Here is an 18,245-nt window from a genome sequence, read left to right as displayed (position 1 = left end):
TCTGCTGGGCCAAGGAAGGGCGGAAGGCCGAACGCGGCGGCGCGGCGATCGGCTCTGTTTTGCCCACACAGACAGGCAAAAACAAGCAACGGAACTAGTTTTGGTTGTTGATTTTGGAAGCTGATGCCCCGGTTTGGCTCCCTGCGCTCCGGCCTGCTGATTGCCCTGAGCACAGTGCTGCTTGGCTTTACGGCCACTGCCAGCGCCGGTAGCGGGGTCAACTCTTCCAGCAGCTCCACCACTGCCACCTTGGGGGAGGCCCTTGCTGCTTCGACCCCGGAGCAAAAAGCGCTCAGCGCCCACCTGCGCGCCAAGGGAGCTGTTTTTTATGGCGCCTGGTGGTGCCCGGCCTGCTTCCAGCAAAAAAACCTGTTTGGCAAGGAAGGCGGCAATGCCCTCCCCTACGTGGAATGCGACAAAACTGACGCTGGCCGCAGCCGCTGTATGGCCGCCCAGATACGGGCTTTCCCCACCTGGGACCTAGCGGGCAAGGAGCGCCGCGAAGGTGTACAAACAATTGAAGAACTGAGAGTGTGGAGCGGCTTTAGCGGAGCTGCCAAGCCAAGCCAGCCTTGATCCCCCTCGCATCTCAATATGACTATGAATCTGCTGACAGCCGCCCTGGTTGCGGCTGCCCTGTTGCCAGCCGGCAATGCCCTAGCCCAAGGAGTGGCGCCCATGGTGGGAGCCAGCGCTATTCAAGGCACCCTGCAGGGCACCTCCATGCCTGCTTACACAGGTGTGCTTGATAAAGCCCGCAACACCGTTAATACCGCCACCACCCAGCAGGCGGCAGCAGGTTCAGTCTCCAGCCCAGGCCCTTCCTCCGCTCCGCTTGGTGGCAGCTCAGCTCAAAACATGACTAGCGGTGCGCCCAGCGGCGCTTCTGTAAACGGCCAGCCGATTCCGTTGTGCTCCCATGGCGGCCTCTGCCAGGGGGCAGTGATGCGGGCAATCGGGCGACCCTGAAGCAGCAGCTGTGCAAACCCTACGGCCCCTTTTGAATCTCTAAAGCGCAAGGCTCAGAACAATCCTGGGGTTCTTGGCTGGGAGTTAGGAACAAGGCGCTCGGGCGGCGCAGTGAATCTGAGCCGCTGCTGATCCCAGGCTGCCAACAACGCCGCCAAGGCCAGCAGCGCAAGCAGGCCGATGCCCAGAGACAGACCTGGGCGCCTCGATCGGGAGCGCCGCTGACGCCGGGGCGTCTGGGCTGCCCCCAGCGGCCTGGCGCAACGGCCACACACCAGCCGTCCAGCCAGGCTGCGATCCGCCTTAACCGACCAACTGCCGCAGAGGGGACAGGCCATCGCTCCAGGAGCCATCAGAGGGTGCCAGCCTCCAGGCAACCACAGGGCCGGGTCGCCAGAGAGCCCATGGCGCCCAAGATGGCGGGATCCATGCAAGGGCAGTCGTTGCTCCACTCCCTCCTGCGAACGCAACAGGGAGCCGATCCTGGCGATGGCCCCAACAACCTCACCCTGATTTTCCAGCTTGAGGACTTCCCTGCGAGGCAGCAAATTGCCACACGCGCTGGCGATAAAAACAAGGCTCAATTCAAGCCTTGCTAGCCTTCGAATCCTAATAAGTACCTTGATTTTCTTAGACCAGCAAAGACATTCTATTGTTTTAATTAAATCACCATGAGCCAACTCTCTCCAGCCATTGAAATCCTTGGTTATATAGCTGCTTCTTTAACCACGCTGAGCTTTATTCCCCAAGCCATGAGAACCCTCAGCAGCGGGGACACCCGGGGCATCTCCCTCAGCATGTATGCCCTTTTTACCAGTGGGATTGCCCTCTGGCTCGTCTATGGCATCTTCGCGCGCAACGGTCCCCTCATCATTGCAAATGCCATCACAGTTGTGCTCTCCGGCCTGATTTTGCAGCGCAAACTGGAGGATCATTTAGCAGAGAAGAGCAATTACAAAAAAACTGGCACCTGCAGATCCACAGCAAAACGTCGAATCATTAGACCCGGAAAGCAACGCAACCAAGATTCCTAGCCGATCAAATAATCAGGAATAATATTGAACAGGATAGCCAGGGCCAATGCAGCAAAGCAATTCTGCAGGCCCTGCAATCCGGCGAATAGATGGCCCATATCGCCTCCACTCGACTTGGTAATCCGGTAGAGATTCATGCTGCTTAAGTAAAGCGCGTAACAGGAGTACATTGATGCCACAAAAGAAAGTGACATAAACATCACCTGCTGCCAGTTAGAGGACATTGCGCCAGCCAAAGCCCCCCCCGCCTTGACAAGAACCAGCACGGCAATAGCCATGGCAGCAATTCTCTGCTTGGCCACAAGCTGCCTGAACTCGGCGTCTTGCTTAGGAGTGAACTCAAATTGAAATTTGACCACAAAGAAGGATGTCTGACTTGCCTGGATTCTAAACTAAAGAGATTCAGGTCCCTGATCTATGGACTGACCCATTGGGCTTCAGGTGCCACCTTCATAGCCCTTGTTGTTGTGCTTTTTGGCGACTAGATCTTCATGGTGGTAAATACCGGCAGCCAAGAGTCAGCGGCGCTTGGTGAATCAAGCCCTCAGTCTTGGCGCTCGCAGCTGTAGCGCTCCACAGTTCCGCGCAGCTGGGCGAACTCTGGGTGATCTGGATCGCGTGCCTGCCACCACCAGCGGCCATCGGAGTAACTGGGAACGCCGGCGTTGTTGGTGCGGGGGAGTTGCAGACTCACGTTTCGCCAACGCAGCACCACGAAGGCTCCTGGCACGGAGTTGGCGTTGCTGTTGGGGATATCCGCCGCATCCACCGCGCCCTTGAAGGCCAAGGCTTCCAGGGGATCGCCCTCACAGAGGAACTGCTGCCCAGCACTGCTACTCGCATCGGCGCCGGGTGCCGTCAGCAGCAGCATCAGACTCAGGGCCATGGCAACCAGCGCGTTGAGCATTGTCCTTTCCCTTGCGGCAGGTGGGCACGGTTCAGCCTGGCAGCGATGCGCAGACCGCGCAGCACAAAGCGGCTGAGTTTTGCCCGCCGAGGGGTTGCTAAAACATCGCGATCAGCGGCTTTTGACGCAGTAGCTGCCGAATCTGTAGTGGCCGAGCCGGCAGCTGCTTCGCGCGAGATCCCACCCCCAGCCACTAAAAAGGGCCCTTCCAGGCCCCATGGATCATTTGGGTGATAGAAATTTATTCGCCACAGCCATAAGAGCTTTTTCCAGCCACAGCAGGGCATCTAAGGGAATCCAAGGAAGCATCTGTTGACCTCAAGGAGCATTTTTGTCCATAATTGTGGACAAGCCCGTGCTCAGCCAATGCCTAGGGAAGCCACCAAGCCGCCATGGGAGGCATCGTTCCGGAGCGCGGCAAAGGTCAGTCGCGGATGGACCGTGAACCCGAGCGGCGCGGGAAAAATCCAGCTCAAAGTGCGGATGCCGGGGCAGGCATCAGAAACCTGCGTACTGCCCCTGGACTGGTGCAAGGAAAGTCAGAACAGGGCGCTGCAACTAATCGGCCAGATTTATCGGCTGGTCGGATCCGGGCAGGCAACCGTCAAAGGAGCCCTCGAGATAGTGCGGGCCGGCAGCGACACCATGCGTCTTGGCACCGACTGGAAGGTCGTTGAGAAGGGTCTTAAGGCAGCTCTCATGGAGGGCCGCAACGAGATCCTGTCGTCTACATGGCGCGACAACTACGCCCCGTACATCACAGAAGCCCTAAGGGTTCTTGACAGCCGAAACACGCCCAACGATGGACACGAACTTCTGCGCCGGACCCTTGAGAAGTGGCAAGGGAAAGCAGCCAGTCGCGCCGCCTGCTGCATCGCGGTCCGAAACCTCACTGACCACGCCATCGCCCGTCATAGAGCCCCAGGCTGCTGGCGCATCGACGTTGCAAGCATCAAGGAGCTGCGCGGCAAGGCACCAAAGAAACGGGTCAAAGCAGCATTGGAAGACGGAGAAATCTTGTATCTGATCGACGGCGTTGAGGCTCGGAACAGCCGGTGGGCAAACGTGCTGAAGCTGCTTGCCCTCTATGGGTTGCGCCCGATTGAGCTGCAGCACATCCAAGCCAAACAACGTGAGGACGGCAGCCTCGGCATGTGGTGCTCGTACCAGAAAAACTGCGGCGGGCAGCTCACAGATCCACGCTGGATTGAGCCATGTCCAGTGAAGGACGCCGCTAACGCGCAGCAACACTGGAATCTGGTAGGCGCAATGGCTGCTGGACTGCTTGAGCTGCCTCTCGGTGCCAACGGCAGACCCCGTGAGCTGAACGGGCACTACGTCGAGCAGTTCCTACGTGGTCAGCCTGAATGGAAAGAGTTGCGGAACCGCTGCGAAGCTCGCGGCGAATGGCTACGCAGTTACACATTCCGGGATAGTTACAGCCTGCGATGCCATCGCTACGAGGTTGAAATGGGCGCCATAGCCGCATCCATGGGGCACTCGGTGGCTGTACATAGCAGCAGCTATCGCTGGGCATCAGAAGCGACAACGGCAGCCGCTTTCCAGAAAGTTTTGGCGTAACACCACCTATGGAGTAGCGCCGGGTAGTCCAGCACCGCCCATGGGGGCTATAGTTAACTTGCCAGATCGGACAAGCGGCTGCGGGCGCCCCGGTGGAAGCGGTAAAAAAGCCGTCCCCTGGGATGTCGCTGCTCACAAAACCGATACGGACTCGAAGTCCTCTGCCGACACCTACCGCGATTCCAGATCGCCGCGCAGTAGAGGCTTGGGTTATCAGGTGGACCCGAAAGAAAGTTCGCCTTGATGACCCGGACTTCAAGTTCACAGGCCCCTGGCAAAACCAAAAGGAACGCGAAAGCGTCGTTAGGTTTGCAAGGGCTCTTCAACGCGAGCTGCTGCATTTCGAGAACTGGGACGGCACACCCCGCAGCAAATCTGCTGCGGCTTCGCCGCCATGTCAAACACCCGAATCTGGGTTGACACCGCCGCCATGGCAGAACGCCTTGGCATTCACCCCAAAACCCTTCTTCGACTTCGGAAGCAACAGCGCGCCCCCTTTGTAGAGGGCACCCACTACCGCTACGGGGGGCTCACGACAGGCGCACCACTGCAGTGGTTTCCAGAGCAAACAGACCAGGCATTTACCGACTTCCGGAGGGTGCCTGTCAGCGCCGTTGAAACCTTCAGCGCGCTTGAGGCAGTGGCATGAAAGAGGCTGCCATGCACGGCAGCCAAGCGATGGAAAGCTCAACCACCATCGTAGCTGCCAATTCTCATGATGTCTTGGACCTAGACAGTGCTGATCTAGGACGATGCGTCTCTGCCAACGAAGCTGATCAATCTCAAGAGAAGTCGCCAAACCCCAGTGTTTTAGTTGCTACCAGCAGCCGTGAGACAGAAAAAGACCTACTCACACTGTCATCACAACAGGTACGCAACGTATGTGACGTCCCTAACTGGCGTCTACAGGTCGAGCGCCTAAGCCAACTAAGGGCGCCGCTGCTGGCTGTTGGCACCGACAAAGCCCCTATCCATTTGGTTACCGGCAGACACCTAAGTCGGTGGCAGCAAGCAGCGTTCAAAGCTGAGCAGATAGCGGAATCCGGAGCCGCGATTGGTTGTGGTGTCCGAACGGGTAACGGCCTGCTCGTCTTCGATGTCGATGGGGTTACCGCGCTGGAGTGGCTGCTGGATCACAACTGCGACCCGAGGGCAACTAAGACGTGGCAGATCCATCGAGACACCGACCCAAACCGCTTCAAGGTTGCGTTCACGCTCACCACTACGCAGCAGCAGCAATTCGGCAATGCAAAGCCAAAGGAACACACCAAAGACGCGGTGAAGGATGACGCCGGCAACGTCATCGAGAAAGGCGAGGCGGTGGAGGTGTTCCATTCCACCGGGGGCCAGGTGGTGGTTCTCGGGCAGCACCACGACAGCGGCGGCAACTACTACTGGCCCGATGGTCTTGCAGTTGAAGAACTAGCGCCGATACCTACGGCGTGGTGGCAAGCGGCGCTGACCATTGCAGGCGACACCACCACCAAAGCCGCCACCACAAAAGCCAGAAGCACCGGCAAAGGTGATTGGCGATCACTTAACCCATGCCCGATATGCGGCAGGGATACAACCGGCTATTGCTCACAACACAAAGACGGCAAAACCATCAGGTGCTTTCACGGGAGCACCTTTAAGCCGCCAATGGGGTTAAAGCCTGGCGATGAGATCACCGACAAGCAAGGCACCATATGGGCTTTCAGCAAGGTGCAAGGCACCGGGGACGAGTTCTCGGTGTTCGTTGCGCCAGATCCAGACAGGCGCCGCAAAACCGCCAGAACCAGCAAGCCCGCCATCACTAGCACCGGGATTCAAGCCGTTTTGGATGCCCGCGGTTCTGGCTGGCGGCAACAAAAAGAAGGGCCGCCGATGCGCAGCAAGATGGCCATTGGCGATCTTTCTGGGCGCCTTACCAGCGAGCTAGGCAGCCGGCTTGGTTTTGACGAGGTGGCGCTGATGCCCGCGGTGGATCGCGTACCGCTGAAAGACTGGGAAGTGACCCTCCTGCATGGCGAGCTATCAGAAGCGGGCTGGATCATCGGATCAGAAGCTGCTGAAGCGGGCCTACTGCTAGCGGCAAGGCGCAATCCTTTTCACCCGGTACGCGAGTACCTGAAGCGAGTTGAAGCTGATCCAGCCATCGCAGCGTTTGACCTAGATCAAGTGGCGCCGCGGTTCTTCCGCGCTGCAAGTGCATTGCACAAAGCAATGGTGCGCAAATGGCTAATCGGTGCTGTTGCTCGCGCAATCGACCCCGGCTGTCAGATGGACTATTGCCTAGTGCTCCAGTCCGACGTTCAAGGCATCGGCAAATCCAGCGAGCTTCGAGAGCTGGCATCACCCGAGTGGTTCACCAGCACAATCCCCGATCAAGACAAAGATTGGACGCTGAATGTTCACTGCTGCTGGATTTTTGAGTTAGCAGAGCTGGAGTCACTCACGGGAGCCAAAGCCGCCGGCAAGATCAAGAACATGCTCACCACCACCACCGACCTGGTGCGGGTGCCATACGGCAAGGTGCCGGAGCGTATGAAGCGGCCTTCTGTCTTCTGCGCAACCGTCAACAAAAGGGTGTTCCTGCGCGATGACACCGGGAACCGCCGCTTCTGGGTTGTGCCGATTGATGGCACCGAGAAACTTGATCGTGCTGGCCTTGCAGAAGCCCGTGATGGCATCTGGAAGTCGGCTGTATTGGCCTACCGCAGTGGCGAGCTGCCGATGCTGCCCGATGGCCTTGCCGATGCTTCTGAGCAGCAGAACGACGACTTCCGCGAGCAAGACGTATGGATGCCCGCGCTCAGCAAGTACCTAAGCCGGCGGCAACAGGAGCAACACATCCCGGTGCAGGCGTGTGAGTTTCTCGATCACATCGGAATGGCCAGCGAGCGCCAAAACACCCACCACGGAAAACGCGTACGGGAGCTGGCGGAATCACTTGGTTGGCGCCACAAGCAGAGGCGAGCAAATGGTGGTGAAAGGAAGCTGGGCTTATGGCCGCAGGTGGCAACCTCGGCAACCTCGGCAACATGCCTGGTAACAGCCCCAAACGCTTGTGATGCCAATGCTTTTAATGGGGTGGCAACCTCGGCAACCTCTAAAAGTCAAGATCAGTCGTTAAAACCTGAAAAGCAGGAGCAGCAGGAGCAGCACGGCGCCATATGTAGCTTTTTTGAGGTTGCCGAGGTTGCCACACGACCAAACGGCAGTGACGACAACGCTTCTGGGCATGTTGCCACCCACATGCCACCCACTTGCCGGCAACCTCTCGAACAACGCATCCGCGAGCTGGGTCACAGCAAAGACCTAAGCGGCTGGAGTGACGAGGAACTCCCAGACCTGTTGCAAACACTGGAGCAGGCAGCCAAGCGACGCGCTAGTGGCTTCGCTATTCCCGTGCAGGAGGCAGCGTGATGGAACTCGACCTCATAACCCTTGCAGCAACTAGGTTTCTGGCTTTTTGCGTACCTGCTGGGGAGACAGTGTGAGTTGGCCAGATTCTGCGATTGGCGAGTCTCACCAACCGCCGGGACTGCAATTAGGGGCCCTGCTCATCGCCAAGACCGCTGAATAGTTCTACGGCTAGGCGGTGGGTTTTGTCCTTAGGCGTGTCCAATCTCACGATCTCGCTGGCTTCAGTGGGCAAAACCGCGGGATAATGCCGCATCTGCTGCTGAGCTTTGCGCCACCTACTAGCCGCTGCTGCTGTTGTCCTATTGGCTGGGCCTGCTGCGGCAGCTGACAACCTCAACTCAGACCTTGAAGACATTTGCAAGACTCTGCGTGAGCTGAACACTGAGTTCGGGGCGTCATCCGGACCGGGCTCACCCCTCGGGGCCCATATGCAGAAAGAACTTTCGCTATCAGCGGCCCAGTACGGAGCACTCTGGTCGCTGCTCAAGCTCACTCCTACCCCGAGTTGCAGCCGTATGTACTGAACCGCCGCTGTGCCATCGGAAGCATCTATATAGCTGGCCCTGAATTAATAACGACAATATGTTATAACCCAGTCGATCGCTTCCCTTTTGCTTAGACCTTCGTATTCAATGTCGTATTCATCACCTCCTTTATCGCAGTAACCATTTACCCAGGCACCGTCATCATAAAAGATCCCAATTGATTCCCTGTGGCGACAAAGCTCTGCTACGCCGTCAACACGCCTGCAGTCGCGATCTCTCCACTCTTCTTCCGCAAAAGATGGAGGTGCTAATGCAATTGGCATAGCAAGCAAGAGTGTCAGAAAGCGATTTCTCAGCATAATTCAAATAAAACTTCAGTTAAAATTAGGGATTCGACAAATGTATTGCAATAACCATGTCACAAACATTGATCAGTGGTGAGGTTCTCTCCCGTTTCCTCGGGCGGTGTAGCGGTCAGCGGTGGCAGGCTCCAACCGCAGAACCCATCGCAGCACCGTGGGGTTGCCTATGTGCAGGTGGTTTGCCAGCTTGGCTTCGCTGATGCCACGTTCAGCAGCACGGGCCGCCAGCAAGGCAACAGCAGGTGCCGCAGCAGTGGCAGCTACCAGCAGCGCATCTACGCGGTCAAAGGCGGCAGCGATCTCTTCAGCGTTGCTCACGGGTGTGTGTTGCTCCTGCCGAAGCGTCCGAAGTGAGCGGGTGTTCTGTTGCGGTGTGGTGCCACTGCAATTTCATCAAGCAGGTTGCAGGCACCCACCACCGCCGTGCTCACCGAGGTGGTGAGGAATGGTGGCGCGGTGTTGGCCCTGGCCACCGCCGTCAGGAAGGCCTCTCACCCTGGTTTGGTGTGGCCCACCAGCAGCCGGTCTGATGCCGCTGGTTCGGTGGTGCTGCACCCCCATCAGGGCTCATGGCAGGCCGCGGCAGCCAGGGCGATCTGCTCACCGGAATGGGACCGGAATCCTGATAGTGCTCGGGTGTTGTGCTGGGCGAATCGCAGCTGTGATCGGCTCGGCCAACAGCTCAGAGCTCACCGCCATGGCACTGCTGCAGCACGGGCTGGGGAGGCACTTATGAGCAACTTGATGTGACAGATGCCTCGGCTTCCGTTAAGGCGATAACTAAGCACCCAGATTTGGGGGCTTATATTGGTAATGCCGGCATTGTGGTTCCTGAGGCAGCGATGAGTTTCGAAGACGAGACCTTCCACAGTCACATCAATGTCAACCTTGTCGGCAACTTTCGGCTGGCCAGACTAATCGCGAACAACATGCTTAGCCACGGGGGTGGATCGATGCTCTTTACGGGTTCATGGGTGGGCGATAGACCGTGGCCAGAATTGCTGAGTTACTCGTCGACCAAAGCGGCAATTGCCATGGGCGCCAAGACACTCGCATTGGAGTGGGCGAGATACGACATCCGTGTCAATGTCATCGCACCCGGAATCGTCAACGCCGGATTGGCGAAAGCAGAGGCGGAGCGAAATCCGGAGTATGCCGAGCGAATAACACGGACAGTTCCTCTAGGTCGGTTGCAGACGCCCGAGGACGTGGCTCACGGCGCAGCGTTTCTTTTGTCTGATCAAGCTCGGAATGTTACGGGAACCACTTTGCTCATCGATGGTGGCGCCTCTTTAGGGATGCCCTAATGGAAAGGAAGCCATATATGGACTTGTCCGTTGACGAACCTCTGCTCCAACTGCGTCTCGACGTCGGTGAGGGGCCAGTGTGGGATGTGGCAACCAACAGCTTGCTCTTCGTGGATGTTTCTCCAGGTCGGATTTATCGCTACCACCCTTCTGAGGCCGAACTTCGACACTTTGACTTCGGGCAAGAAGTAGGAGCTGCGGCGCCCACCTCCGCGGGTGGCTTAGTTGTCGCTGCTCGCGACGGGGTTTATCTAACGGATGGAAATGGCCAGGGTCAGGCTTTGGTTGCGGCAATTGAGAGCGACAACCGTGGCAACCGCATGAACGACGCGAAGATCGATTCTCTTGGGCGACTCTGGGCTGGAACGATGGCTTTTGATTTCGCCGAAGGGGCTGCGTCACTGTACCGAGTGGATGGTCGGTCATTTGTCAAGGTGCTACCTGACCTGACCATCTCGAACGGACTGGACTGGAGCCCTGATGCAACCAAGATGTTCTTTATTGACTCGGGAACGTACGCCGTTGATGTTTTTGATTTTGACTTAGTCGCGGGTGAGTTAGCCAACCGACGCGCCCTGGTGCCCGGGGAGCCCGGTACAGGGATGCCCGATGGATTGACAGTCGACAGCGAGGGACATATCTGGGTTGCCTATTTTGGGACGGGAGAGGTTCGGCGCTTCTCTCCCGCCGGCGTTCTTGTAGGTTCCGTGAAGCTCCCGGTGTCACAAGTGACGAGCTGCTGCTTCGGCGGTGAAGACCTCGGCACGCTGTTCATTACGACCGCGGCATACAAGCTCACTCCAGATCAATTGGATGCAGAGCCTCTCGCGGGTTCAGTCTTTGCGTGCCGACCGGGCGTACAAGGGCGAGCAAGCACGCCCTTCAAGGTCTCAGAATGAACGGCGCCCTGATTTTTGGCGGCTCGCGAGGCATTGGACAAGCGACCGCGGAGCTCCTTGCCGCGAATGGCTGGTACGTCACGATTGCTGATGTTCTTGAGGAACCCGGAGAGGCCATCGCCTCGGAGATAGGCGGGTCATTTGTGCGATGCGATGTTTCTGACCCTGACCAGATCGCTGCAGCTTTCGCCTCCACTGACAAAAAAACACAACTTCTTAAGCTCGTGTTCAACAACGTTGGGATTACTCGCTACGGAACTGTTGAAGTACTCGAGCTCAGTGACTGGCGGACTACGTTCGCCGTGAACGTAACTGCGCAATTTCTTTCGGCCAAATCGCTATCCCTCTGTTACGCAAGAACGGGGGTGGGGTGATCATCAATACGGCGTCAATCCTTGCCCACGCCTCCCAGAAAATGACCGCGGCTTATTCAGCTTCGAAAGCTGCTGTCCTTGGCCTGACCAGAACGATCGCGATCGATCATGCTCACGAGGGAATTCGTGCCGTGAGCATATCGCCCGGCACCATCGATACTCCTCTGGTGCAGATTACGGCGGAGCAGTTTGCTGACGCCACTGGACCGGAGATGCGTGACAAGTGGGCTGCAGCTCACCCCATAGGTCGGCTCGGCGAGCCAACGGAGGTCGCCGCCGCGGTGCTCTTTCTGGCGGGACCGGGAGCCGGCTATATTACTGGGTCCGACATCTTAATCGACGGTGGAGTGAGTTCGGAGTTCTACAAGTGAGCTCATCGGTCGACCTCGACGTCGTTGCACGCAGTGCCTTCAGTGCGGTGATCTCAGACATCTGCGATCGGTTAAGTTACCGAAATCAGAGTCTGGCAATCCAAATTCAACCCCGCACGCTCACCGACAACGTATTGGTTGGCTGGGCCAGGCCCGTCAAGGCTGATGTGGTTGACTCGCCGCCACCGCTTGGGTGACTTGGCAATCCACGATCAGGGCATGGCGGTTGTCCATGAGCACATGGCCTCGGTAGCTGGGCAGTGCCGGGTGAGCGCTGGACTTGCGGGCCAGTAGTGCGTCTGGATCCGTCGTTGAGCGGTGGGTCTTGTTGCTGAGCTTGATGCCGCGGAAATCACCTTTGGCTCGTTTCTTGCCTTCTTTTGGCTGACCAAAACCCTCTCCAGGGCCTGATGGCGGAGGTGGCGGTTCGTCCTGACCATCGATCCGCTCCAGGGAGGCATGGGAGGCACTGAGATGACATTTCGATTGAGTTGATATGGGAGACACAAACAGCAGATAAAACCCGTCCAACGTTTGGTAACTTCCTCAATGAGCAAAATTCCCAAACCTGCTGTTCCTTGGTGAGGTGTCAGCACCAAGTCCGACTAGTACCCGCAATTCTTTACTTATTCCCACCACAGCACCAGAATTTTTTGCTTTAAGTGCTTGGGCGGCGGCTTCCATGAGGATGTGCACCAACTGAGCAACCAAGTGCTTTCTCTCTGTTTGATCCAAATCAGTGACAAGGATTTCATGCGCTTTGGCTGTGATGCGTTGCGCTTGCCGCCTACTGATCCCCTCACGTTGCGACAGTTCCGTCACCACAGCAGTACTGCCGCGGCCCGCCATGAGCAGTTCAAGTGCCCAGTTGACGCGTTCAGTAGTAGCGCTTCGACCTGCCATCACTCATTCCGCCATAAGTACATGAGCAATTCTCGGCGCATTAACTCAATGCCAACCGAAAAGGCAACCACCAGTTGCGGCAATGCTTCTGGGGCAATCACGTAGGTGCGCTTTAAGGCTGCAGCACCTGTAGCCAGGTCTTTATTGATCATTCCTTAACTCACAGGCATCGCACAATCTTTTTCTATTTTAGACAGAATAAAAGCTTTGTTGACGACAGAGGCTCGCAAGTCATACAGGATTACTCTGATTCTAGGGCTGTGAGTTGCCGCAACCCAGAAGGCGATGCCCACAGGCTCCATCAGGCACTGCTGCTCCTGAAGAGAAGCCGCTGCCTCAACATCTCAGCATTCTGTAGAGAAGCGATTGCTGAGAAGCTGGAAAGATTGGAGCAGGTAGAGGCATTCAGGTGAAGACCATCACCATTCGGCTGCCTGATGTGGAAGCAGCGATGCTCCTTGAGGTGCAGAAGGTCAATAAGGCTTATAGAGACCTTCAGGGTCTTCTCATCAATCAAATACAAACTGAATACCAGAAGACGCCAAAAGGAAGAGCATCAAGGTAATCACCTACTGCTCTCATCAAATGCCCCGCTCACCACGCTGCCTGCCTCAGGGGTATTCATTTCACATCACGCTTAGATGTAACAGCCGTCAGTTTCTGATTGCCAAAGGTTTGCGGCGGGATGTGTTGCTCTCAGTGCTCGCTAAAGCACAAGCAAAAATCCCACACAGGTTGTATGCGGTGTGTTTAATGGCAAATCACCTACACCTTCTTATCAGACCTGACGATGCCTCTCAACTTCCCCGTTTGATGCACTGGGTGGGTTGGTATTCAGCAATGGCACTCAACCGCCTTGCTGGGCGTTGCGGGCACTTCTGGGAGGCAAGGTATTACGCCACTGCGATTGCTCCTAAAGACCACAGACGAGTGCTGAATACACTCAGGTATATCCACGCCAATCCCAAAGCAGCAGGAGTGAGAAAGGGATTTTATGACCCCTATTCCAACTACGGGCACTACGGCAGGTTGGAGAGTGATGGCATCAGTGAATGGCACCCAAGTTTCCTAACCCTGGCACCAACCCTGAAAGGATGCTCCAAGCGTTATGAGTATTTCTGCCAGCAGTATCGCCATCACAGCAAAGGGGCACCTAAGTGCCACTGGGGCTCACGGATGCTGAAGCGATTGGTAGAGACCAGCAGAAGCAGCAGGAGCAAAAAGAAACGAGTATCACCAGGGCAAACTCAACTACCGTTTGCTTTTGATTGTCGCCTCAGTCAAATCCCTGAAGAGTGGCATCAAATAGCGGTGAGATTTAGAAGAGTCAACGGCATCCGTGATGGCGATAGGGAGCGAAGTATTTGGTAGTTGCGCTGGGGAAATAGATGTATCAGTAGAAGTTGAGAATAGTGAGGTGTGGCTTTGCTGTGGGTGGCAATATTTGGGATGCTTTGGGGCGGGAAAAGTGGCTCAAGATTAGCGGTGGTGGTGGGCGATGGTGCCAGGTATTGGAGGCTTATTGAGGCTCGTTGGGGGTGGTTGACGAAATAAAAAGCCCCTGTGGTGGCAGGGGCTCTTGGAGTTAGGGTGTATTTAATTTAATATTATATTATAGGGATACAGTACAGAAAATCACCGTTAAAACCCGTCAGGCAATCGTGCACCCGCACATCCCTGTTGGCTGGCGTTGTTGATAGCGCCTGAATAACAGGCATCACCACGGGCTGCTGCTTTCTAATGCTTGGTGCGCCATAACCATTAGCGCCAAAGCGATATTTGATGTCTGCCGAAACCCTGGTCTCAAATGCTTGGTCGTAGGAGAGATTGGCGCCAACGGTGAGCCCATTGGTGAGGTTGTAAGCAAGCCTGCCTCGCACACCAGAACCATTGGCGTCACCCAAATCGCCATTTTGGTAGTAGTAACCAACCGATGCCTTGAAATCTGGGGTGATGCTGTAGCCAGCGTCTAAGCCGTAGGTATCCAGAGCCCCGCCGTCATAAACGCTATTGAGCTGCTGCTCCGTATCGCCAATCGGCACCAGCGCATAGGCATTGAAGTTCCAGGTATTGGATACTGCCTCCAAAGATGCGGCTACCTGCTGAAAGAACACCGTTTGTGAGTTGGTGACATTGACACCTGTATCAGCAGGACCCGTTGCCATTGGTCGGCTGTCATAACCCGCATTGACACCAAACATCCAAGAGCGGTTGCTGTTGAGCCAGCGGTAACCCAGGCGTGTGGAAGTAGAGAAGGTGGTTCCTGAAACGTCAGTATTAATGATGCTGCTGTAACCGCTGTAGTCACTGAAGTTGGCATTCACGAGCACATCCACAAAGGCAACGCCGTTGCTGCCGACGTGGAGTGGAATAAAGGCGCCAATGCCTGCTTGGTTAGGAGTGCCAGCACCTTGTAGTGCTCCTTGAAAGCCGTAGTTGAACTTGACGGCATCCCTGAGGTTGACGCCCATCACGCCAAGATCTGCTGCCTCAGTGCTTTCAGCCTTTGGCTCTGCTGATGCTGCGGGTGCCTCCTGAGCCACTGCAGGTCTGATGGCAAGAGGCAGTGATGCCAGTGCAAGTGCGGCAGTGCCCGCCAGCGACAGGCTGAGACGGATAGAGCGCTGCATCAAGGAAAATATTTTCCCCACATTGCTGCAAAGTGTTGCGGCATATGGGTTTTTAGGTCAGTTATTGGGTTGGCAGCAGGATGGCATCAGCGACCTCACCAAAGCCTCTCCCACAGCCACCACGCCCTCCCAGCCCTCCCCCCAGAGCTTCTTCGCCCGCCCCGCCGAGGTCGTCGCTCCCGAGCTCATCGGCTGCCTGCTGGTGAAACGCCAACCAGATGGCGAGCTGCTGTGGGGGGTCATTGTGGAAACGGAGGCGTATTCCCAAGACGACCCCGCCTGTCACGGCTACCGCCGCCGCTCCCCCATCAACGAAACGCTCTTTGGTGAGCCTGGGCGGTTTTACGTGTATGTGAGCTATGGCATTCACCACTGCGTCAAAGTGGTGTAAATCTGATCGTCAGTGGGTAAGCGTTCACATAGGCGCCGGTGGCATCAAGGGGTGAGTTGGGCGCAGTGGCAGCAATCAGTCCAGCATTCGGATCCAGACCCACCACAGCACTGCCACCGGCACCATTGCTAGGGCCAGCACGGCAAGGCTTTGAAGCTGCTCGGGGTTCATTGGCCCCAATTTGTCCACATTTCGTCCATGGACAAAGAACAGCCTTGGGCGAAAAACCGTAAAACCCTTGCCGTACTTACTTAAAAGGGCCCTTCCAGGCCCCATGGATCATTTGGGTGATAAGGCTGATCTCACCCCATCTCCCTTAAAGGGTCAGGCGGCCACGGGGGCGGTCTGACGGGAGAAACGAACGATGTTATTCGCTGTTACGGATTTGCTCTTACCGAGCAGGCTTCAGTCACCCTCCTTATACCCCGTCGAAACCATTGCAGCCCCGAGATGGGGGAATGGAGCTGAGCGGAATCGAACCGCTGTCCGAAGCACTGGTGTGAGCCACCTAGTCAGGTCGAAACCAGACTGGTTCATTGTGGCAGCAAGCAAGGGCCGACGCAGGGGTGGGCATCACCGAACTAAACAGCACATCAATCAGCGGAATAGCGGTTGTGCCACCGGGCCTCGAAGACGCCGCGGCAACTGAGCTCACGGCCTTGGGCTGCCAAGCCGTAGCACGCCTACGCCGGGCCGTGCGCTTCCAAACAGACCTGGCTGGCTACTACCGGCTGCACCTGCAAGCCCGCCTGCCCTTCCGGCTCCTGCTTGAACTGGCTCAATTTCCCTGCCGTAGCAAAGACGAGCTCTACGACGGTGTGCAGCGCGCCGTCGACTGGAGCCGCTGGCTGCCTCCTGGCGCCACCTTCCGGGTCGATGCCACCGGCAGCGCTCCTGGCCTCAACCACAGTCACTACAGCGCCCTGCAGGTCAAAAATGCCCTGGTGGATCTGCAGCGCCAGCAGTGGGGCGCCCGCTCCTCCGTTGACTTAGACAATCCCGACCTCTCCATCCACCTGCACCTGGGCGGCGGCGAAGCAGCCCTGAGCCTCGATGGCAGCGGCGGCAGCCTGCACCGCCGCGGCTACCGGGCAGCGATGGGCCTGGCCCCGCTCAAGGAAAACCTCGCCGCCGGCCTGATCGCCCTCACCGGCTGGGATGGCTCGGTGCCCCTGGCCGACCCCCTTTGCGGCTCCGGCACCCTGCTGATTGAGGCGGCCTGCCTGGCCCTGGGCCGGGCGCCGGGTCTGGGCCGCCACTTCGCCCTGGAGCGCTGGCCAAAGTTCGACTCCCAGCTCTGGCAGCAAGAGAGGCAAGCGGCCAGCGACCTGGCCCGAGAGACGCTCCCCAGCGGAGAAGCCCTGGCGCCCATCGTTGGCCGGGAGCAGGATCCCGGCGTGCTTGATCAAGCCCAAGGCAACGCTGAGGCTGCCGGCATCGCAAGTGCCCTGGAACTGAGCCTGGGCGACTGCCGCGACTTCATGCCTCCGCCCGGGCCGGGGATCTTGGTGTGCAACCCGCCCTATGGCGAGCGCATCGGCGAGCGTGAGGGCCTGGAGCCTCTATACGCCGACCTGGGCCGCATGGTGAAGGAGCGTTGCGGCGGCTGGAGCCTGTGGCTGCTCAGCGGCAACCCAGAGCTCACCGGCGCCCTCAAAATGAAGGCCAGCCGCCGCATCCCAATCAGCAACGGCGGCATCGACTGCCGTTGGCTGCACTACGAGGTGCGCTAACGACCCAAGATTGCGCGAGTGGTTTTGCTGAGGCCGGCGGTGGTTTCCGGTAGGTAGGGGCCCTTGAGCAGGTGGCCGCCCACCCGCAGAAAAATCCCAGCCAGCACGAGATTCAGGGCCGCCACAGCCAAGGCGGCATGGATCCAGCTCAGCCCCTGGGCCGCGTGCAGCCCCAGCAGCAAAGCCAGCTCGGCGCCGATGAGGGCCAGCAGCAGCAGGGCTAGGCCGCCGCTGAGCAGCAGGGCCCCACTGATCAAGCGCCGCTTCTCCCGATCCACCTCCTGCAGCGCGATACGCACGTGCAGGTCCATCACCGAAGTCAGCAGGGCGCCGACCCGGCCCGCCGCCACCCGGGCCGGGCCTGGCGAGTTTTGATCCGTCATGACGAACGCCGGCCCGAGGCAAGCAGCAGACCCAGCAGCACGCCCACTCCAGTGGCGATGCCGATCGCCATCAGCGGACGCTCCCGCACCGGCTTCTCAATGCGGGGCCGCAAGGTGGTGTTGAGCTCATCGAGCAGGTTTTCCAGCTGGGCCTCCAAGGGCGCCAGGTTGTCCGCTAGGCGGCTGGTCTGATCCCCGGCCACCTCAAGCAGCTCAAGCAACTGGTCCTTCACCGCACTAGCGGTGCGGCCGGTCTGGCTGGAAATCACCTCAACCACCTCATCAAAACTGCCCCGGGTGGCCTCCAGGGTTTGGCGGGCAACGGCCGGCCACTCCCGCTGAATGGTGGGGATCAGGGTCTCAAAACGGTCGCGGAAGCCCTCTGGGCTGGCGGCGCGGGGAGGCGTTTCAGCGGTCATGGCAGTTCTGCGGTCATGGGGAGCGGGGGCGACTGCGAAGCTCAGTCCTCAAGGTAAGGAGGGGGTTGAGCTTTCGAAACCCTCCGCTA

General features: G+C 57.9%; 22 protein-coding genes and 4 pseudogenes. 15 read left to right on the top strand and 11 right to left on the bottom strand.

What is annotated here, in order from left to right:
• The first annotated feature begins 123 nt into the window (after positions 1–123).
• Positions 124–576, top strand: a complete 453-nt coding sequence (locus U9970_RS00915; protein ID WP_322764898.1) for a hypothetical protein — start codon at positions 124–126, stop codon at positions 574–576.
• Between the two features lie 18 nt (positions 577–594).
• Complete coding sequence (locus U9970_RS00910) at positions 595–969, top strand: hypothetical protein (protein ID WP_322764897.1); 375 nt, start codon at positions 595–597, stop codon at positions 967–969.
• 53 nt (positions 970–1,022) lie between these two features.
• Here the strand turns inward: U9970_RS00910 and U9970_RS00905 are convergent, their stop codons facing one another.
• Positions 1,023–1,517: a hypothetical protein gene (locus U9970_RS00905; protein WP_322764896.1), complete on the bottom strand. Its 495-nt coding sequence runs from the start codon at positions 1,515–1,517 to the stop codon at positions 1,023–1,025.
• 123 nt (positions 1,518–1,640) lie between these two features.
• Here U9970_RS00905 and U9970_RS00900 point away from each other — a divergent pair, with 123 nt between their 5' ends.
• Entirely contained in the window at positions 1,641–2,003 is a 363-nt protein-coding gene (locus tag U9970_RS00900) for a SemiSWEET transporter (protein ID WP_322764895.1), read from the top strand.
• Here U9970_RS00900 and U9970_RS00895 read toward each other — a convergent pair.
• A complete protein-coding gene (locus tag U9970_RS00895) occupies positions 2,000–2,362 on the bottom strand; it encodes a hypothetical protein (RefSeq protein WP_322764894.1) in 363 nt (120 codons plus the stop codon). The genes U9970_RS00900 and U9970_RS00895 overlap by 4 nt on opposite strands.
• Before the next feature lie 185 nt (positions 2,363–2,547).
• Positions 2,548–2,910 carry a hypothetical protein gene (locus U9970_RS00890; protein ID WP_322764893.1) on the bottom strand — a complete coding sequence of 121 codons (363 nt, stop codon included), beginning with the start codon at positions 2,908–2,910 and terminating at the stop codon, positions 2,548–2,550.
• A gap of 441 nt (positions 2,911–3,351) precedes the next feature.
• Between U9970_RS00890 and U9970_RS00885 the strand changes: the two genes are divergently transcribed.
• The 3 genes and pseudogenes from U9970_RS00885 to U9970_RS14240 form a co-directional block, all read left to right on the top strand.
• On the top strand, positions 3,352–4,491 hold the full coding sequence (locus U9970_RS00885) for a site-specific integrase (RefSeq protein WP_322764892.1): 1,140 nt from the start codon (positions 3,352–3,354) through the stop codon (positions 4,489–4,491).
• 394 nt (positions 4,492–4,885) lie between these two features.
• Positions 4,886–5,140 carry a hypothetical protein gene (locus U9970_RS00880; RefSeq protein WP_322764891.1) on the top strand — a complete coding sequence of 85 codons (255 nt, stop codon included), beginning with the start codon at positions 4,886–4,888 and terminating at the stop codon, positions 5,138–5,140.
• Positions 5,137–5,871: pseudogene (locus tag U9970_RS14240) on the top strand (hypothetical protein); the annotation flags it as partial. The gene U9970_RS00880 and the pseudogene U9970_RS14240, both read left to right, overlap by 4 nt.
• 11 nt (positions 5,872–5,882) lie before the next feature.
• On the opposite strand, the gene U9970_RS00870 reads toward U9970_RS14240, so the two are convergent.
• Positions 5,883–6,011 (bottom strand): hypothetical protein, encoded by a 129-nt coding sequence (locus U9970_RS00870; RefSeq protein ID WP_322764889.1) that lies wholly within the window; start codon positions 6,009–6,011, stop codon positions 5,883–5,885.
• 184 nt (positions 6,012–6,195) lie between these two features.
• Between U9970_RS00870 and U9970_RS00865 the strand changes: the two genes are divergently transcribed.
• Positions 6,196–7,899, top strand: coding sequence for a VapE domain-containing protein (locus U9970_RS00865; protein ID WP_322764888.1), 1,704 nt, complete (start codon positions 6,196–6,198; stop codon positions 7,897–7,899).
• Between the two features lie 916 nt (positions 7,900–8,815).
• On the opposite strand, the gene U9970_RS00860 is transcribed toward U9970_RS00865, so the two are convergent.
• A complete protein-coding gene (locus tag U9970_RS00860; RefSeq protein WP_322764887.1) occupies positions 8,816–9,064 on the bottom strand; it encodes a hypothetical protein in 249 nt (82 codons plus the stop codon).
• An 84-nt stretch (positions 9,065–9,148) separates the two neighbouring features.
• Between U9970_RS00860 and U9970_RS00855 the strand changes: the two genes are divergently transcribed.
• The 4 genes and pseudogenes from U9970_RS00855 to U9970_RS14235 all read left to right on the top strand — a co-directional run bounded on the left by U9970_RS00855 (position 9,149) and on the right by U9970_RS14235 (position 11,697).
• On the top strand, positions 9,149–9,496 hold the full coding sequence (locus U9970_RS00855; RefSeq protein WP_322764886.1) for a hypothetical protein: 348 nt from the start codon (positions 9,149–9,151) through the stop codon (positions 9,494–9,496).
• Positions 9,493–10,053, top strand: a complete 561-nt coding sequence (locus U9970_RS00850) for an SDR family NAD(P)-dependent oxidoreductase (protein WP_322764885.1) — start codon at positions 9,493–9,495, stop codon at positions 10,051–10,053. Before U9970_RS00855 ends, U9970_RS00850 begins: the two co-directional genes overlap by 4 nt.
• Positions 10,054–10,070: 17 nt before the next feature.
• Positions 10,071–10,952, top strand: a complete 882-nt coding sequence (locus U9970_RS00845; protein ID WP_322764884.1) for an SMP-30/gluconolactonase/LRE family protein — start codon at positions 10,071–10,073, stop codon at positions 10,950–10,952.
• Positions 10,949–11,697, top strand: a pseudogene (locus U9970_RS14235) (SDR family NAD(P)-dependent oxidoreductase). Before U9970_RS00845 ends, U9970_RS14235 begins: the two are co-directional and overlap by 4 nt.
• Positions 11,698–11,868: 171 nt before the next feature.
• Here U9970_RS14235 and U9970_RS00830 read toward each other — a convergent pair.
• The 3 genes and pseudogenes from U9970_RS00830 to U9970_RS00820 form a co-directional block, all read right to left on the bottom strand.
• Positions 11,869–12,165, bottom strand: a pseudogene (locus tag U9970_RS00830) (IS5/IS1182 family transposase); the annotation flags it as partial.
• A gap of 78 nt (positions 12,166–12,243) precedes the next feature.
• Complete coding sequence (locus U9970_RS00825) at positions 12,244–12,600, bottom strand: hypothetical protein (RefSeq protein WP_322764881.1); 357 nt, start codon at positions 12,598–12,600, stop codon at positions 12,244–12,246.
• The gene (locus tag U9970_RS00820) at positions 12,600–12,752 is read right to left on the bottom strand and encodes a hypothetical protein (protein WP_322764880.1); all 153 of its coding nucleotides are present in this window, start codon (positions 12,750–12,752) and stop codon (positions 12,600–12,602) included. The genes U9970_RS00825 and U9970_RS00820 overlap by 1 nt, the downstream gene beginning before the upstream one ends.
• Before the next feature lie 257 nt (positions 12,753–13,009).
• On the opposite strand from U9970_RS00820, the gene U9970_RS00815 reads away from it, so the two are divergent.
• Positions 13,010–13,165, top strand: a complete 156-nt coding sequence (locus tag U9970_RS00815; RefSeq protein ID WP_322764879.1) for a hypothetical protein — start codon at positions 13,010–13,012, stop codon at positions 13,163–13,165.
• A 20-nt stretch (positions 13,166–13,185) separates the two neighbouring features.
• Positions 13,186–13,971 (top strand): transposase, encoded by a 786-nt coding sequence (locus tag U9970_RS00810; protein ID WP_322764878.1) that lies wholly within the window; start codon positions 13,186–13,188, stop codon positions 13,969–13,971.
• A gap of 236 nt (positions 13,972–14,207) precedes the next feature.
• On the opposite strand, the gene U9970_RS00805 is transcribed toward U9970_RS00810, so the two are convergent.
• Positions 14,208–15,230 (bottom strand): carbamoyl-phosphate synthase, encoded by a 1,023-nt coding sequence (locus tag U9970_RS00805; protein WP_322764877.1) that lies wholly within the window; start codon positions 15,228–15,230, stop codon positions 14,208–14,210.
• Between the two features lie 85 nt (positions 15,231–15,315).
• Here U9970_RS00805 and U9970_RS00800 point away from each other — a divergent pair.
• Together U9970_RS00800 and U9970_RS00795 are read left to right on the top strand one after the other, a co-directional pair.
• Positions 15,316–15,618: pseudogene (locus U9970_RS00800) on the top strand (DNA-3-methyladenine glycosylase); the annotation flags it as partial.
• A gap of 569 nt (positions 15,619–16,187) precedes the next feature.
• Positions 16,188–17,354 (top strand): THUMP domain-containing class I SAM-dependent RNA methyltransferase, encoded by a 1,167-nt coding sequence (locus tag U9970_RS00795; RefSeq protein ID WP_322765970.1) that lies wholly within the window; start codon positions 16,188–16,190, stop codon positions 17,352–17,354.
• Here the strand turns inward: U9970_RS00795 and U9970_RS00790 are convergent.
• Together U9970_RS00790 and U9970_RS00785 are read right to left on the bottom strand one after the other, a co-directional pair.
• On the bottom strand, positions 17,351–17,737 hold the full coding sequence (locus tag U9970_RS00790; protein ID WP_322764876.1) for a phage holin family protein: 387 nt from the start codon (positions 17,735–17,737) through the stop codon (positions 17,351–17,353). The two genes, U9970_RS00795 and U9970_RS00790, sit on opposite strands and share 4 nt — an antisense overlap.
• A complete protein-coding gene (locus U9970_RS00785) occupies positions 17,734–18,156 on the bottom strand; it encodes a glycine zipper domain-containing protein (RefSeq protein ID WP_254960439.1) in 423 nt (140 codons plus the stop codon). Before U9970_RS00785 ends, U9970_RS00790 begins: the two co-directional genes overlap by 4 nt.
• Between the last annotated feature and the right edge of the window lie 89 nt (positions 18,157–18,245).

It is taken from the genome of Cyanobium usitatum str. Tous, assembly GCF_963920485.1.
In the GTDB taxonomy this organism is placed as follows: domain Bacteria; phylum Cyanobacteriota; class Cyanobacteriia; order PCC-6307; family Cyanobiaceae; genus Cyanobium_A; species Cyanobium_A usitatum_A.
The sequence above is the reverse complement of the archived record's forward strand: the minus strand, read 5'-3'. Positions and strand labels throughout refer to the sequence as shown.

Bases quoted from the DNA above. Each gene is read 5' to 3' on its own strand.
- U9970_RS00790 (WP_322764876.1), bottom strand. From the start codon at position 17,737: ATGACGGATCAAAACTCGCCAGGCCCGGCCCGGGTGGCGGCGGGCCGG.
- U9970_RS00805 (WP_322764877.1), bottom strand. From the start codon at position 15,230: ATGCAGCGCTCTATCCGTCTCAGCCTGTCGCTGGCGGGCACTGCCGCA.
- U9970_RS00825 (WP_322764881.1), bottom strand. From the start codon at position 12,600: ATGGCAGGTCGAAGCGCTACTACTGAACGCGTCAACTGGGCACTTGAA.
- U9970_RS00880 (WP_322764891.1), top strand. From the start codon at position 4,886: ATGTCAAACACCCGAATCTGGGTTGACACCGCCGCCATGGCAGAACGC.
- U9970_RS00820 (WP_322764880.1), bottom strand. From the start codon at position 12,752: ATGATCAATAAAGACCTGGCTACAGGTGCTGCAGCCTTAAAGCGCACC.
- U9970_RS00785 (WP_254960439.1), bottom strand. From the start codon at position 18,156: ATGACCGCTGAAACGCCTCCCCGCGCCGCCAGCCCAGAGGGCTTCCGC.
- U9970_RS00810 (WP_322764878.1), top strand. From the start codon at position 13,186: ATGCCCCGCTCACCACGCTGCCTGCCTCAGGGGTATTCATTTCACATC.
- U9970_RS00900 (WP_322764895.1), top strand. From the start codon at position 1,641: ATGAGCCAACTCTCTCCAGCCATTGAAATCCTTGGTTATATAGCTGCT.
- U9970_RS00845 (WP_322764884.1), top strand. From the start codon at position 10,071: ATGGACTTGTCCGTTGACGAACCTCTGCTCCAACTGCGTCTCGACGTC.
- U9970_RS00910 (WP_322764897.1), top strand. From the start codon at position 595: ATGACTATGAATCTGCTGACAGCCGCCCTGGTTGCGGCTGCCCTGTTG.
- U9970_RS00915 (WP_322764898.1), top strand. From the start codon at position 124: ATGCCCCGGTTTGGCTCCCTGCGCTCCGGCCTGCTGATTGCCCTGAGC.
- U9970_RS00890 (WP_322764893.1), bottom strand. From the start codon at position 2,910: ATGCTCAACGCGCTGGTTGCCATGGCCCTGAGTCTGATGCTGCTGCTG.